The 14,789-nt window shown below is 53.2% G+C and carries 14 protein-coding genes; all 14 read left to right on the forward strand.

Annotation, left to right across the window (positions count from 1 at the left end; translation table 11 throughout):
* On the forward strand, positions 1-246 hold a 246-nt coding region (locus I2G61_RS16500; protein WP_229100740.1), incomplete at its 5' end, for a hypothetical protein.
* Positions 247-271: 25 nt separating this feature from the next.
* Positions 272-2,191, forward strand: a complete 1,920-nt coding sequence (locus I2G61_RS10420; RefSeq protein WP_072684271.1) for a BglG family transcription antiterminator — start codon at positions 272-274, stop codon at positions 2,189-2,191.
* A gap of 31 nt (positions 2,192-2,222) precedes the next feature.
* Positions 2,223-2,501, forward strand: a complete 279-nt coding sequence (locus I2G61_RS10425) for a PTS sugar transporter subunit IIB (protein WP_072684272.1) — start codon at positions 2,223-2,225, stop codon at positions 2,499-2,501.
* A gap of 20 nt (positions 2,502-2,521) precedes the next feature.
* On the forward strand, positions 2,522-3,781 hold the full coding sequence (locus I2G61_RS10430) for a PTS ascorbate transporter subunit IIC (protein ID WP_139248601.1): 1,260 nt from the start codon (positions 2,522-2,524) through the stop codon (positions 3,779-3,781).
* A gap of 268 nt (positions 3,782-4,049) precedes the next feature.
* Entirely contained in the window at positions 4,050-8,405 is a 4,356-nt protein-coding gene (locus tag I2G61_RS10435; protein ID WP_229100741.1) for a PolC-type DNA polymerase III, read from the forward strand.
* Between the two features lie 136 nt (positions 8,406-8,541).
* On the forward strand, positions 8,542-8,868 hold the full coding sequence (locus I2G61_RS10440; RefSeq protein ID WP_072684273.1) for a hypothetical protein: 327 nt from the start codon (positions 8,542-8,544) through the stop codon (positions 8,866-8,868).
* 137 nt (positions 8,869-9,005) lie between these two features.
* Positions 9,006-9,476, forward strand: coding sequence for a ribosome maturation factor RimP (gene rimP, locus I2G61_RS10445; protein WP_020223702.1), 471 nt, complete (start codon positions 9,006-9,008; stop codon positions 9,474-9,476).
* Between the two features lie 21 nt (positions 9,477-9,497).
* The gene (nusA, locus tag I2G61_RS10450; RefSeq protein WP_195548257.1) at positions 9,498-11,195 is read left to right on the forward strand and encodes a transcription termination factor NusA; all 1,698 of its coding nucleotides are present in this window, start codon (positions 9,498-9,500) and stop codon (positions 11,193-11,195) included.
* 24 nt (positions 11,196-11,219) lie between these two features.
* The gene (rnpM, locus tag I2G61_RS10455) at positions 11,220-11,477 is read left to right on the forward strand and encodes an RNase P modulator RnpM (protein ID WP_006059090.1); all 258 of its coding nucleotides are present in this window, start codon (positions 11,220-11,222) and stop codon (positions 11,475-11,477) included.
* The gene (locus tag I2G61_RS10460; protein ID WP_083538496.1) at positions 11,470-11,769 is read left to right on the forward strand and encodes a ribosomal L7Ae/L30e/S12e/Gadd45 family protein; all 300 of its coding nucleotides are present in this window, start codon (positions 11,470-11,472) and stop codon (positions 11,767-11,769) included. The genes rnpM and I2G61_RS10460 overlap by 8 nt, the downstream gene beginning before the upstream one ends.
* Before the next feature lie 10 nt (positions 11,770-11,779).
* The gene (gene infB, locus I2G61_RS10465; protein WP_072684276.1) at positions 11,780-13,627 is read left to right on the forward strand and encodes a translation initiation factor IF-2; all 1,848 of its coding nucleotides are present in this window, start codon (positions 11,780-11,782) and stop codon (positions 13,625-13,627) included.
* Positions 13,628-13,663: 36 nt separating this feature from the next.
* Positions 13,664-14,008: a 30S ribosome-binding factor RbfA gene (gene rbfA, locus I2G61_RS10470; protein ID WP_072684277.1), complete on the forward strand. Its 345-nt coding sequence runs from the start codon at positions 13,664-13,666 to the stop codon at positions 14,006-14,008.
* Between the two features lie 130 nt (positions 14,009-14,138).
* Positions 14,139-14,441, forward strand: coding sequence for a WXG100 family type VII secretion target (locus tag I2G61_RS10475; RefSeq protein ID WP_072684278.1), 303 nt, complete (start codon positions 14,139-14,141; stop codon positions 14,439-14,441).
* A gap of 15 nt (positions 14,442-14,456) precedes the next feature.
* Complete coding sequence (locus I2G61_RS10480) at positions 14,457-14,750, forward strand: pore-forming ESAT-6 family protein (protein ID WP_072684279.1); 294 nt, start codon at positions 14,457-14,459, stop codon at positions 14,748-14,750.
* Positions 14,751-14,789: the final 39 nt, after the last annotated feature.

The following is a 14,789-nucleotide window of genomic DNA, read 5'->3' on the forward strand; positions in this document are numbered from 1 at the left end:
ATCCGTACGTACGGTGCAATGGGAGGGGCGAAATTTATTTTCCCTCTACCCTATTATCGCCGGCAGGCAGATTTTTCAACATGGAAATCGGAAAATACGTTTGAGGTTCAGCTTCTGCATAAAAACAGAATTCTGGAAAGTGAGGATCAGAAGCAAAAGCGAGCCGAAGCAGAGGTTTTTGTGATGGCGTGCAAAAGTTTGTTTCTCCTGTGCAAGAAGCCGTTCTTGTCCCACTATAATAAATAAGAAATAATAAAGAAAAGGAGAAACCATGAAGAAAAGACAAAGCGAGCTGATCCGCTGGATTCTGCAGTCGCCGGGCCTTCCTTTTGAAACGGCGTTGGAGAAACTCCATGTTTCCAAACGTACGCTCTACTATGACATTGAAGAAATAAATTATTGTTTGCGCCATTGCGCGCAGCTGAAAAAAATCGCGGGACAACTGGTCTTTGTGGGCGATCTGCAACGGGTCAGCCAGATGATCGCCGATCAGGAACTCACGCTGCAGGGAACGGAGGAAAAGCTGGAGTTTATTTTATATAAAATTCTGTGTGATGATTTTCCAAGATTGGAACAGATGGAACAGAAGCTTCAAATCAGTCATTCCACGATGACCTATCTGATGAATGAACTCCGCGTTCAGCTGGAGGCGCAGGGCATTGAATTACGCTATGACGAGGGCGCCTATCAGATCCGCGGCGATGAAAATCAAATCCGCGACCGCTATATATACTGCCTGTACAACGATAACAATCTGATCAACCGCATCAGCAGTGAAATCCTTACGTTTAATCAGAAAAATCAACTGGGCTTAGCGGATTATTCGCTGGCGCTGCTTTCAGCCATGCTTCGGTTTGTCCGATTACGAATGACTAAGAAATGCCGGATCCGAGCCGACTGGACGCTGGAAACGCAGGCCTTCCATTACCGTCAGTCAGTCGCGGCTGATCTGAAAATCAACGATCCGCTGGAAGCAGCCTATCTCACAGCGTTTATCAGCTCTTTGACAACGCTGAGCGCAGGTGAAAAACAGACGATTATCGATCAGGGCGTGACGCGGCTGATCACCTGTTTTGAGAGTCGGATGGCAGTGGTTATCGAAGACCGTGAAACGATCCGGCGCAGTATTGCGCAGCATCTTCTGGCCTCTTATTATCGGATTCAATTTCAGTTTCCAATTCGAAATTTCTGTCTTGATGAGATTAAGTCCCGGTACTTCGAATTGTTTACCATGATTCGTCTGATTCTGGAAGACGAACAAATCTTTCCGGAATTCAAAGGGATTCGGGAAGAAGAAATCGCTTTTCTCACCGCCTATTTCGGCGGGGTGCTGCGCAGTCAGGAAAATCACCGGCGAATGCGCAATCGGATTCTGCTCGTCTGTCCGCAGGGACTGATGGTCTCCAAAATGCTTCAGATTCAGATCGAACAAAGCGTGCCGCTGATCCAGATTGTCGATCAGGTATCGCTGCAGCGCCTGCCGCAGCTTACGGTTCCTTACGATTATATTGTGTCTACAATGCCGATTGAAGGCTATGATGAGAAACTGATTCAGGTCAACCCGCTGCTGAATCGTCAGGACGTCTGTTTGTTGATGGAAAAATGTGCGGGGATACCGATGCCGGACTCCGGTCCGGAAATCCAGCCGCTGTTGCAGGTGATCGAAAAATACTGTGTCATCCAAAACCGTCCGGCGCTGGTCAGAGAATTGGAAGCCTTGTTATACAAACATAAAGAAGAAAGGGGAAGTCCTATGTTAAAAGAACTGATCACATCCGATAAAATCCGTGTATTAGATCATGTCGACAGCTGGCAGTCCGCGATAGCCGAGGCGGCGCAGCCTCTGGTTTATGACGGAAGTATCGATCCGGAATACATTCAGGAAATGATCGCCTCGATTGAAAAGTATGGTCCTTACATTGTGCTGGCCGACCGCTTTGCGCTGCCGCATGCCAGCGGCGCTCTGCATGTCCACCGGCTGGGCATGGCGATTCTTTCCGTGAAGGAAGCGGTGGACCTGTTGGGAAAACCCGTCAATTTGTTCGCGGTTTTGGCGACGGTGGACAGTACCTCGCATATCCGCGCGTTAGCTGAACTGACTGAGATTCTGTACGATCAGGCCAACATTGACAAGCTGTGTCAGGGCAGTGCGGAAGAGATCTTGAGATTGATCCGGCAGGATCCATCTTAGATAAAAACGTTCGATAAAGGAGGTGAGCGTTATGAAATTTGTTGCCGTGTGCGGCTTTGGCGTCGGATCCAGTCTGATCCTGGCGATGAGCTTACAGAAAGTCGCGGACAAGCTGGGATTGGACGTGGAAGTGGAGAACACCGATCTGACGTCAGCCCACAGTGCGGACTGCGACGCTATTTTTACAAGCCCGCAGCTGCAGCCCGAATTGTCGCAGAGTGTTTCCGTTCCTGTTTTTGCCGTTACCCGCTACATGGATCTGAGCGAAGTCGAAAGCCAGGTCCGCCAGTTTCTCAATGAAAAACAGTAAGTCGAAAGGGGATTTACACTATGGAATTGATGAATTTTATAATTAACAGTATCTTTCGCAATCCGCCGGTTCTGCTGGGCTTGATCGCAGCCCTCGGACTGGCGCTGCAGAAAAAACCATTCGGCACGATCGTCAAGGGCGCGCTGATGACAGCCTTCGGCATGGTCATCCTCAACACCGGCGTCTCGATGCTGGTACAGTCGATTCTGCCGATCAACACGGCGTTCCAGTCGCTGAACGGCACCGTTGCCGAAGGTCTCAACGACGCGACCTTTACCGCTTCCTTTGGCGGCGATATCGGCATGGCGATGTTTATCGGGATGATCCTGCATCTGTTGATCGCCCGTTTCACGCCGGTCAAAACGATTTTCTTAACCGGCCACATGCTCTGGTGGTTCCCGTTTATCTTTGTGGCCGCCGGGGTTGAAGGCGGTTTGCGCGGAATGCCGCTGATTCTCTTTGGGGCGATCTGTTCCGCATTATACTGGTCGCTGATGCCGTGGGCGCTCAAGAAATACACGTTTGCGGTCACCCGGGACAACAGCTTTCTGCTGGGCCATCCGACCGGCTATCTCGGCTTGATTTCCGGGTTTGTCGCCTCCAAAGTCGGCAATAAAGAAAAATCGACGGAGGATATTCAAATTCCGAAGGCGCTGTCGTTCTTCCGTGAGATCTCCATTACCGGCTGTCTGGTCATCTTCGTGATGTTTGTGATCGTCGGCCTGACGATTCCAACGATGCTGGGCGAAGGCGAAAACGTCGTCGTTGTAGCGATTGCGCAGGGTTTGAATTACGGCGCGGGCTTGATCCTGCTGCTGCAGGGCGTGCGCATGTTGATCAGCCAGATCGTTCCGGCGTTCAAGGGCATTTCGGAGAAAGTCGTTCCGAACGCGATTCCGGCTTACGACTGCCCGATGCTGTTTACCTACAAGCCGAATGCCGTTCTGATCGGCTTTGTCGTCGCGATGATCACCTCGACCGTTTTGATTTTGATCTGCAACGCGACGCAGGTCTTCGGCATTATGCTGGTTCCGTTAGTCATCACTTCGTTCTTCGAGTGCGGCACGGCGGCGATTCTGGGCGAAGGCCAGGGCGGCCTGCGCGGCGCGGTGATCGGCACATTTGTGGCCGCGGCGGTGATGGTTGTCATGGTCGGCTTCTCGGCGCTGGCGTATTCGCATACGATCGCCAACTGGATGCTGATCAATGCCGGCAACGACTTTTCACTGTTCGGCATGCTGGCGAAAGCGGTCGCCTCCCTGCTGGGCGGAATCTTCTGATCTGTCATTCAATTTGACTTTTAATTATGTAAAGAACCGGTTCGCTGAAAAAGGCGCCGGTTTTTTTGCTTTTGAAAAGCCGGTCATCGCTGTTACACCTGCGAAAAAGCCTTGGTTAAGGTTGTCCATCTCGTTTATTCCTGAGGTGGTTTGCGGCCAACGCCGGTTTCTTTTCACTTGTCTGACAAGCGGATGAAAGATATTTTCAATTCTATTTCAGGATGAAAAATGGTAGAATGATACCCAGGAACAGGATGGAGATGCGCCAATGGGAACAATCGAATTAAAAGAAACGCTAAGCAAGGTTCAGTTCGAAGGACTGGACAGCGCTTATTTTGAACAGGGAAAAATCACGCATTGTAAATTTATTACCGCGAAAAAAAAGGTTGTGCTGGAGCTTCAGCTGCCGCGGACGCTGCCGCTGGAACAGCTGCAGTGCTTTAACGACGGTCTGATCAAGCTGATCGGCTGTCCGGTTGAGCTGCGGATCAGCGCGGACGTCTGTGATCTTGATTCTGGCGAAATGTTGAAATATTGTAAATATTTCAGCGAGCACTCACGTTTTGGTCAGGGGTTGAAAGACGCGATCCCAACGGTCAGGGATCAGATTGTCGATTGTCTGTTTGCCGACGAAACGCTGAAGCAGCAGGCGACGGCCTGTCGGGAAGAACTCGATCACTTCATGCAGAACGCAGGGATCAGCTATGATTTTGAGTTTTCCTGCCGCGCGGCCAGCTTCACCCAGATCGAGGTCAAGATGCCCAAGGAAGCCCCGAAGCCGCAGGCCAAGCCGGCGTTTTCTGCGGATAAGCCGAGCTATCGCTCCCGCCGCACGAAGATGGAAGATTATACCGTGCTGACATTGAAGGAAATCAACGACGAAATTCAGAATGTCCAGTTTACCGGCACGATTTTTGAAAAAGATTCAGTGACGATCAAAAAGACCGGCAACGAGATTCAGACGCTTTATGTCAAGGATAACGACGACGCGATTACCTGCAAGCGGTTTGAGAGCGCCCGCTGTCCGAAGGAAAAGCTGAACGAGGTCGGTGTCGGGGACGACGTGCGGGTGTATGGTTCAGTCCGCTATGATTCCTTTGCCAAGGAGCTGGTGTTTTTCCCGGACGACATCGTCAAGCTGGAAAAGAAGGAAGAGGAACAGGATACGGCCGACGTCAAGCGCGTCGAGCTGCACTGTCACACGAATAAATCGGAAATGGACGGCGTTTGCGAAGTCGAGGAATTGGTGACGCAGGCGTTTAAATGGGGGCACCGCGCGATCGCGATCACGGATCACATGGCCTGCCAGGCATTCCCGAAGGCGCAGAGCTGCGCCGCCAAGCTGCTCAAGGGCAACAAGGACCGCGAATTTAAAATTCTCTACGGCGTTGAAATGAACATGGTCGACGAGTTTTTGACGATCATCCGCAATCCGCGCGCCGATTCGCTGAGCGATACGGCGTATGTCGTCTATGACCTGGAAACCACCGGCTTATCCTGCAGCTTTGATCACATCATCGAATTCGGCGCGGTCGTGATCGAACGGGGCGAGATCAAGGAAACCAAACAGCTGTTCGTCAAGCCGCCGGTGCCGATCAACGCCTTTATTTCAGAAAAGACCAACATTACCAACGAAGACGTCGCCCAGGCCAAACCGTTTGCCGAGGTGGCACAGGAGCTGGTTGATTTCATCGGCGATAAAGTGCTGGTCGCCCACAATGCGACCTTTGACTACAACTTTCTCAACGAAGAACTCAAACGCATCGGCATGGCGCCGCTGACCAATCCGGTCGTCGATACGCTGGATTTGGCGCGTGCGCTGCATTCCGACCGCCGCAGTTACCGTCTGGGCAACATCGCCCGCCATTACCGGATTACCTACGACGAAGAAGTCGCGCACCGCGCGGATTACGATGCCGACGTGCTGGCCAGCGTGTTCATGTTGATGATCAAGGAATGCAAGGACCGCGGCGCGCAGACTGTCGCCGATCTGCAGAATCTGCAGGATGAAAAAGCGTTTGTCAAAGTCATGAAGCGTCATGTCAACGTGATCGCCAAGAATCAGGCCGGACTGAAGGATCTGTTCAAGCTGGTTACGCTGTCCAATACCGATTATCTGGCGGTCTTCGGCAAAGCCAATTCCAAAAGCAGCGGCGAAGAATTTCTGGCTGAACCGCGGATTTTGCGGCGATGCATCCAGGAGCTGCGCGAGAATCTGCTGATCGGCTCGGCCTGCTACAACGGCGAGGTGTTCGAGCTGGCAGCTAACCGCAACCAGCAGGATCTTGAAGCGGCGATCGCTTTTTACGATTACATCGAAATCCAGCCGCTGGAGAATTACCGGCCGCTGGTTGAATCTCATTCCCTGCCGGATACCGATCGGCTGAAGCAGGTGCTGATGCGGATAATCCGGACGGCGAAGAAGCTGAACAAACCGGTCGTTGCGACCGGCGACGTCCACTATTGCAAAAAGGAAGAAAAAATCCTGCGCGATATCTACATCCAGACGCAGGGGATCGGCGGCGTCCGACATCCTTTGTATATCTATGATAAGGAACGGCGCTCCCGCACCGTAACGCCGGATCAGCATTTCTTAACGACCAATCAGATGCTTCAGGCGTTCGACTGGGTTGAGGATCGGCAGCTGGCCTATGAGCTGGTCGTCGAAGCCCCCAACGCGATCGCCGATCAGGTGGAAAAGGTGCTGCCAGTACATGACAAGCTGTATACGCCAGTCATCGAAGGTTCCGAAGAGAAGCTGAAAACGATCTGTTATGAGAACGCGCATAAAACCTATGGCGAAGTGCTGCCGGAAATCGTGGAAAAACGGCTGGAGCGTGAGCTGAACTCGATTATCGGCAACGGTTTCGCGGTTATTTACTACATTTCCCATCTGCTGGTCAAGAAGTCCAACGAAGACGGCTATCTGGTCGGCTCGCGAGGCTCGGTCGGCTCCTCCTTTGTCGCGACGATGTCGGGAATCACCGAGGTCAATCCGCTGATCCCGCACTACGTCTGCCCGGATTGTCAGCACTCTGAATTCATCACCGACGGCTCGGTGAAGTCCGGTTTTGACCTGCCAGCGAAGAAATGCCCGAAATGCGGCGCGGAGATGATCGTCAACGGCCATGACATCGCGTTTGAAACCTTCCTGGGTTTTGAAGGCGATAAGGTTCCGGATATCGACTTGAACTTCTCGGGCGAATATCAGGATAAGGCGCATGCCTTTACGAAAACAGTTTTCGGCGAGGATCACGTATTCCGCGCCGGGACGATCGGCACGGTCGCCCAGAAGACGGCGTTTGGCTATGTCAGCGGCTATGCGGAGGAAATGGGCTTGGAAAACATGCGTCAGGCGCAGCGGCTGCGATTAGCCAACGGATGCGAGGGCGTCAAGCGGACGACCGGCCAGCATCCTGGCGGCATCATCGTCATCCCGAGCTCCATGGACGTCTATGACTTTACGCCGGTTCAGTATCCGGCCAATAACCCGGATTCCGAATGGAAAACGACGCACTTCGATTTCCATGATATCCATGACAACGTCTTGAAATTCGATATCCTCGGCCACGTCGATCCGACGGCGATGCGTCTGCTGCAGAACATCTCCGGGATCGATCCGACGACGATTCCGATGAACGATCCGGAAACGATGTCGATTTTCAATTCCGTCGACGCGCTGAAAGCCGATCCGCGGGTGTACAGCGAGGCGACCGGGGCGGTCGGCCTGCCGGAATTCGGCACGAAGTTTGTCCGCGGTATTCTGGAGCTGACCCGTCCGAGCACGTTCTCCGAACTGCTGCGGATTTCCGGTCTGTCCCACGGTACCGACGTCTGGCTGAACAACGCCAAGGATCTGATCGACGGCGGGCTGACGCTGCACGACGTCATCGGCTGCCGTGACGACATCATGACCTATCTGATTGAAAAGGGAATGCCGAAGAAGGATTCATTCTTCATTATGGAAAGTGTCCGAAAGGGCAAGGGCTTAAAACCGGAATGGATCGAATTGATGAAGGAAAACAACATTCCGCAATGGTATATCGACAGCTGCTTAAAGATCAAGTATCTGTTCCCGAAAGCCCATGCCGTCGCCTACGTCATGATGGCGATCCGCATCGCGTGGTTTAAGGTTCATCATCCCTACTGGTACTATGTCGCGTTCTTCACGCTGCGCTGCGATGCCTATGAAATCGAAACGATGGTCAAGGGCATGGACGCGATCAAGCGGCGGATGGACGAGATTCAGGCGATGAAATCGAATCCGGAAACCAAGCGTCAGGTCACCAAGAAAGACGAAGATCTGTACTCGATGTTCGAGGCTTGTCTGGAGATGTACGCTCGCGGCTATCGCTTTTCCAACATTGATATCGACAAATCCCTGGCGACGGAATTCCGCGTGCTGCCGGACGATCTCAAGACGATCATCCCGCCGTTTACGACAGTCGACGGTCTGGGCGCCAACGTCGCCAAGTCGATCGTAGAAGCCCGCCAACAGGGCGAGTTCTTATCCAAAGAAGATTTATTAAACCGTACCCAGCTCTCCCAAACGCTGATGCGCAAGCTCGAGGTGCTGGGCACGCTGGAAGGCATGCAGGAAGAGAACCAGCTGAGTCTGTTTTAATTGGAAACTGGAAAAAGCCCGGCTGCAATACAAAATAACTCATTTGAATCAAATCTGGGAAATCATCCGCCTGCGGGCGGATTTTCCTGTTATAATAGAGGCGGGAGAATCTGTTCTCAAAAAGGAAGCGGTCGTTATGAAAATCGAATGTCCTGTCTGCCACGAAGAAATTCCGGCTTCGCAGCTCAATGAAGTCCGGGAATTCGACTGTCCGCACTGTCATTACCGCATTGAAATGGAGCCGTTTGCGGCTTCGCTGATGCAGCTGTTTCCAGTTGCGGCGCTGATCCTGTTCATCCTGGTGTTTACGATTCTGAAGCTCTTTCTGCCGGAACAAACGCTGGTGATCGTTTTTCTCGTCGTCTTCTGCATCGGCGCCCGGCTGCATTGGAGTCTGGCTGTTTTGCGGTATCTGGGACTGCTGAAATTCCGCCGTAAAGTCGATGAAGAGAAAAAACTGTGAGAAAAACGTCTGAAAAGCGGGGCCGAAGTTCAGAAAACGCTTGATTTTTACGCCAATTCTGTGTATAGTAAGAGTGCATAAAGAAACAGCAGGAGTGGTGAAAGCCACTCCTTCATTCATGTTATAAGGAGAGAAAAATGGAACAGTTGGAAAACATCAAGACGTTGATTCTGCCTGTCCTGGACTCCCTTGGCATTCAGCTTTACGATCTGAAATGGGTGAACGAAAAGAAATCCCGGATTCTTCAGATCGCAGTGATGAGAGCTGACGGATCTATGGACATCGATACCTGCGCCTTAGTCTCGGAGAAAATTTCCGAAGCTCTGGATGCCCATGACGATTGGATCAGCTTTGAATACTTTCTGGAGGTGTGCTCGCCCGGCGCGGAACGCGAACTGCGCAATGAGGAAGAAATCCGCGGCGCTTTGGGTAAGCATGTCTTCGTCCGGTTAAAAAGCCCGGTCAAGTCGATGATGGAAATCACCGGCGATTTACTGGAAATGAACGAAACCACCCTGACCCTTAGCTATCGCGATAAAGCTGTAACCCGCAAGGCTCAGGTGGAACTGGATCAGATTGAAAAGATCCGCCTGGCTGTGAAATTGTAAGGACTTGGAGGAGAAATCGCAATGAATTTCAAAGAATTTTTGAAGGCGATGCAGACGATCGAGGATGACCGCAAGATCACCAAGGAAATCGTCATCGCCGCGCTGCAGGAGGCTTTAGCCAAAGCCTATCGCAAACACATCGACATCCCGGACGTGCTGGTTCGCGTCGACATCAACGAAGCCAACGGTCAGATTCATGTGTACCAGCAATATACCGTCGTTGAGGAAGTCGAGGATGAAGAGCTGGAGATCGCGCTGGCCGAGGTCAAGGATAAAGGTTATCAGCTGGGCGATTTAGTCGACCGCGAAGTGGATATCAGCCAGATCGGCCGGGCCGCCGCGCTGCTGGCAAAAAACGTCATGAAGCAGAAAATCCGTGAGGCGGAGAAGCAGGCGGTTTATGATGAATACATCGATCAGCTGGACGAAATGGTCACCGGCATGATCGAGTCGGTCGAGGAGAAGTTTGTCGTCGTCAATCTGGGAAAGACGATGGCGCTGATGCCGCGCGCCGCTCAGATCCCGGGCGAACGCTACGTCGAAGGTCAGAGCATCCGTGTCGTCATCACCGAATGCAACAAAGATACCAAGGGTGCGCAGGTGCTGGTTTCCCGTTCCGACGCGAAGCTGGTCAAGCGTCTGTTTGAAAAAGAAGTTCCGGAAATCTATCAGGGTGTCGTCGAGATCAAGGCGATTGCCCGTGAAGCCGGGGAACGGACGAAGATGGCCGTCTGGTCGAACAATCCGGACGTCGATGCGATCGGCGCCTGCATCGGTCCGCGCGGCAGCCGTGTTCAGGTCGTCATCGACGAGCTGAAGGGTGAGAAAATTGATATCTTCGAGTGGAGCGACAACATCAGCGAGCTGATTAAAAACGCGCTGGCTCCGGCTCAGATTCTGGCGGTCTTGCCAACCGAGGACAAGCGTTCGCTGCTAGTCGTCGTTGAGGACAACCAGCTGTCGCTGGCGATCGGCAAGAAGGGCAAAAACGCCCGTCTGGCCGTGAAGCTGACCGGCATGCGGATCGATATTAAGACGGCCGGCGAGATCGAGGAACAGGGCATCGACTGGAAGACGATGATGCTGCAGTTTGCCGCTGAGGAACAGAAGCGGCTGGCAGAACAGCGGATCGCCAAGCAGCTGGAAGAGGCTGGCGTTCAGGAAGTTGAAACAGAGCCGGAGGCCGAATCGGAAGCTGCGGTCGAAGCACCGGAAGTTTCTGCGGAAACGGAAGTTGTCCAGGAAGCGGCCGTTGAAACGCCGCAGGCGGAAGCGGAAGTCGAACCGGAACCGGAGGCTGCGGAAGAAGAAATGCTGACAAAGCCGGAAATTCAGCCGGAAGTTAAACCGGTTGAAGTGCAGCCGGAAGTCAAACCGGCAGCGTCTGTCAAGAAAGAGGAACCGGTCCGCGCCAAGCGTGAGGTTCGCGAACGCCGCGAATATGTATCCCGCTTTGAACGGCTGGCTGATCCGACGCAGTCTTCGGCGCATACCGAAGAAAAAGCGCCGCTGCGCCGCCGCAAGAATGTCCGCGAGGATGACCGCAAGCTGCGTCTGAAAGATCTGAAGAAGGATAAGGACTACGAATTCAAGCCAGTCTATTCAGAGGAAGAGCTGGAGGAAATCCGCCGTCAGGAAGAGTTGGAAGCGCAGAACAGCTGGATCGAGGACGATATCGATTTCGATGAATTCGACGAATACTACGACGAAGAAAAATAAACCGGAAAGACGGGAGGGAGTACGATGAAGAAAATACCGATGCGCAAATGCGTCGCAACGCAGGAACAGTGTCCGAAAAAGGAACTGCTGCGGATTGTGAAAACGCCGCAGGGCACGGTGGAAGTGGACCTGACCGGCAAGCTGAACGGCCGCGGGGCGTATCTGAAAAGGGACGCGGCGGCGCTGGAGCTGGCGATCAAGCGGCAAAGTCTGAAGCGCGCTCTGGAATGCGAGATCCCCGAAGAAGTTTATGATAAAATCCGCGAGGTTCTCGGTGAATAACAAGGTTTCAGGATTGTTGGGAATCGCTTCCCGCGCCCGCAAGGTCGCAACCGGGGACAGCGTGATGGCGGCAATCCGTCAAAACAAAGCGAAGCTGGTTCTTCTCTGCGCGGACTGCGGTAGCAACGCGCAGAAGAAGATTCAGGATAAATGCCGTTTCTACGGCGTTGACTGGATAGTCGAGGGGACGGCTGAAGAACTGTCGGCCGCGCTCGGCCAGCCCAGACGGATCGCATGCGCGGTTCTGGACGAGGGACTGGCCCGGTCTATTCAGGATGCAGTTATGAAATGAGGTGAAGGTATTGGCTAAACAACAAAGAAGGAATAACTCGGGAAGACGGAATAACCACAGATCCAACAATTCCAATAATTCCTATAACCCACGGCCGAAGATGGAAGCCGTAACCAGCATTACCTACGAGGAAGGAATTACCGTCGGGGAATTAGCGCAGAAGATGAATCGCAATGCCAGCGATATCATCAAGCTGCTGTTTATGCTGGGCAAAATGGTGACGATCAACAGCTCGATGGATGACGAAACGATTGAGTTGGTCTGCATGGAGTACGGCGTGGAAGTCAAGAAAGAAATTCCGGTGGATCAGGACAGTCTGGAAGACGAAGTCGAAGAAAATCCGGAGAATCTCGTGCAGCGCCCGGCGATCGTTACGATCATGGGGCACGTCGATCACGGCAAAACGACGCTGTTGGACACGATCCGCAAGACGCGGGTCGTCGAGGGCGAATTCGGTGGCATCACGCAGCATATCGGCGCCTATCAGGTCAGCGTCCAGGGCAAGAAGATCACGTTCCTGGATACGCCGGGCCACGAAGCGTTTACCGCAATGCGCGCCCGCGGGGCGAAGGTGACGGATATCTGTATCATCGTCGTCGCCGCGGATGACGGCGTCATGCCGCAGACCAAGGAAGCCGTCGACCACGCCAAAGCAGCGGACGTTCCGATCATCGTCGCCGTCAACAAGATGGACAAGCCGGCTGCGAACCCGGACCGCGTCATGAACGAGATGGCCGATCTGGGCTTATTGCCGGAAGAATGGGGCGGCGATACGATCTTCGTCAAGTGTTCGGCGAAGCAGGGCGACGGCGTCCAGGATATTCTGGAAACGATTCAGGTCGTTGCGGAAATGCGCGAGCTGAAAGCCAACCCGAAGCGCAACGCGACCGGTACGGTTATTGAAGCGAAGCTTGACAAGGGCCGCGGACCGGTCGTCACGCTGCTGGTTCAAAACGGCACGCTGCACACCGGCGACTGCATCGTTGTCGGCGCCTGCTTCGGCAAGGTCAGAAAGATGACCGACGACCGCGGCCGTGAAATCAAGGAAGCCAGGCCATCGACGCCGGTTGAGATCATCGGCTTAAACGATGTTCCGGTAGCGGGCGATATGTTCAAGGTCTTCGACAATGAAAAGCAGGCCCGTGCGATTGCGGAACGCCGTTCCCAGACCAAGATCGAGCAGGAACGCAAGAGCAGTTCCGCAATGAGCTTAGACGATCTGGCGCGTCAGATCGAAGCTGGTGAGGTTCAGGAAATTCCGGTTATCGTCAAGGCCGATGTGCAGGGCTCGGCGGAAGCCGTCAAGTCCTCGCTGGAAAAGCTGGATGTCCAGGGTGTCAAGGTCAACGTCATCCGTTCGACCGCCGGGACGATCAGCGAATCCGACGTCATGCTGGCGAGCGCTTCCAAAGCGGTGATCTACGGCTTCAACGTCCGCCCGGACGCCAATGTGCGTAAAAAAGCGGAAGAAGAAGGCGTCGAGATCCGTCTGCACAACATCATCTACAAAGCCATGGAGGAAATGGAACTGGCGATGAAGGGCCTTTTGGCGCCGGTGTACGAGGAAGTCGTCATCGGACAGGCGGAAGTCCGTCAGACCTTCAAGGTTTCCAAGATCGGCACGATCGCCGGCTGCATGGTGACCGACGGCAAGCTGGTCAAGGACTGCAAGGTGCGTTTAATCCGTCAGGGTATCGTCGTTTACGACGGCCAGCTGGGCTCGCTGAAGCGTTTCCAGAACGACGCCAAGGAAGTCACCAACGGTTATGAATGCGGCTTAACGATCATGAATTTTAACGACATTAAGGAAGGCGACCTGATTGAGGCCTACGCCGATCAGGAGGTTCCTCAGAATTAAGGAAACGCTTTTCCTGAAGAAACAGGAGGGACGCTCATGTCTGTCAAACAAGAACGGGTAGCGCAGATCATCCTCAAAGACGTCACGGATATCATTCAGTTTTCCCTGAAGGATCCGTCCGTCGGATTCGTCACGATTACTGACGTGCAGGTGACCAACGACTACTCCTACGCTACGATTTACGTTTCTTTCTTAGGCAAGGAAGAACGCAAGCAAGCAGGTCTGAAGGCACTCAACCGGGCAAAGGGTTTTATCCGCTCGGAGCTGGGCAAACGGCTTTCGATCCGCAAGGTTCCGGATTTGATTTTCAAGCTCGACGATTCGCTGGAAAAAGGAGAGCGGATCGACTCGATTATTTCGCAAATCAATCACAAAGCTTAACCGGAAATCCTGTCTGAAATGAATCGGACAGGATTTTTTTTGTTTTTTTTCAACTTTTTTCCTTTTTTTGGAAGGCTTTTTCGAAAAAACCGCAATATTAATACTAGGGGCGTGCAGAAAGGAGAACACAATGAGAACGATTGCGGTGGAACCAACCCGGCTGGAAGCGTGTGCCGGACAGATCGAGCAGCTGCGGCAGGAGGTGGAAAGGACGGTCGCACGGCTGTACGAGCGGGTAGAGCTGATGGCGGCGAACACCTGGATCGGCCGGGACAATCTGGCGTTTACAACGCAGATCCAGGGCTATCAGGATGATTTCCGAAGGGTCGAGCTGCTGATGCAGCAGTACAGCGAATTCTTAAAAGCCTCGGCGCGAAGCTACCGGCAGATGCAGGAAGAACTGGCGGCGCAGGCCAGCCGGCTGGTCAATTAAAGGGAGGAATTGAAAATGGATAACTTGAAGATTTCATTAGCGGGAGTTAAGGATACTTCCGGTGCAATTCGCGTCTGCAATGAACAAATTTACAGCGCATTAATCGAAGCGAAGAAACAGATGAACGATTTGGCGATGGTGTGGCAGAGCGACGGCTCGGAGGCGATCCGCCAGCGTTTCAATCAGTTTGCGGCGCAGTTTGAAACCCAGAAGCAGATCATCGAGTCGTACGCCCGGTTTCTGGATACCGCCGTGTCCAGCTATGATACGCTGGAAGCGACGATTCAGAACAACGCCTGTTCATTTTAGCGTATGCGCGGGCGCTGGAGAAGTCTTTTCGCCGCGGGG

The sequence above is a fragment of the Holdemania sp. 1001095H_141210_F2 genome (assembly GCF_015558105.1).
Taxonomy (GTDB): Bacteria; Bacillota_I; Bacilli_A; order Erysipelotrichales; family Erysipelotrichaceae; genus Holdemania.

Coding starts and splice junctions, on each gene's coding strand:
- I2G61_RS10420 (WP_072684271.1), top strand. CDS start 272: ATGAAGAAAAGACAAAGCGAGCTGATCCGCTGGATTCTGCAGTCGCCG.
- I2G61_RS10425 (WP_072684272.1), top strand. CDS start 2,223: ATGAAATTTGTTGCCGTGTGCGGCTTTGGCGTCGGATCCAGTCTGATC.
- I2G61_RS10430 (WP_139248601.1), top strand. CDS start 2,522: ATGGAATTGATGAATTTTATAATTAACAGTATCTTTCGCAATCCGCCG.
- I2G61_RS10435 (WP_229100741.1), top strand. CDS start 4,050: ATGGGAACAATCGAATTAAAAGAAACGCTAAGCAAGGTTCAGTTCGAA.
- I2G61_RS10440 (WP_072684273.1), top strand. CDS start 8,542: ATGAAAATCGAATGTCCTGTCTGCCACGAAGAAATTCCGGCTTCGCAG.
- rimP (WP_020223702.1), top strand. CDS start 9,006: ATGGAACAGTTGGAAAACATCAAGACGTTGATTCTGCCTGTCCTGGAC.
- nusA (WP_195548257.1), top strand. CDS start 9,498: ATGAATTTCAAAGAATTTTTGAAGGCGATGCAGACGATCGAGGATGAC.
- rnpM (WP_006059090.1), top strand. CDS start 11,220: ATGAAGAAAATACCGATGCGCAAATGCGTCGCAACGCAGGAACAGTGT.
- rbfA (WP_072684277.1), top strand. CDS start 13,664: ATGTCTGTCAAACAAGAACGGGTAGCGCAGATCATCCTCAAAGACGTC.
- I2G61_RS10475 (WP_072684278.1), top strand. CDS start 14,139: ATGAGAACGATTGCGGTGGAACCAACCCGGCTGGAAGCGTGTGCCGGA.
- I2G61_RS10480 (WP_072684279.1), top strand. CDS start 14,457: ATGGATAACTTGAAGATTTCATTAGCGGGAGTTAAGGATACTTCCGGT.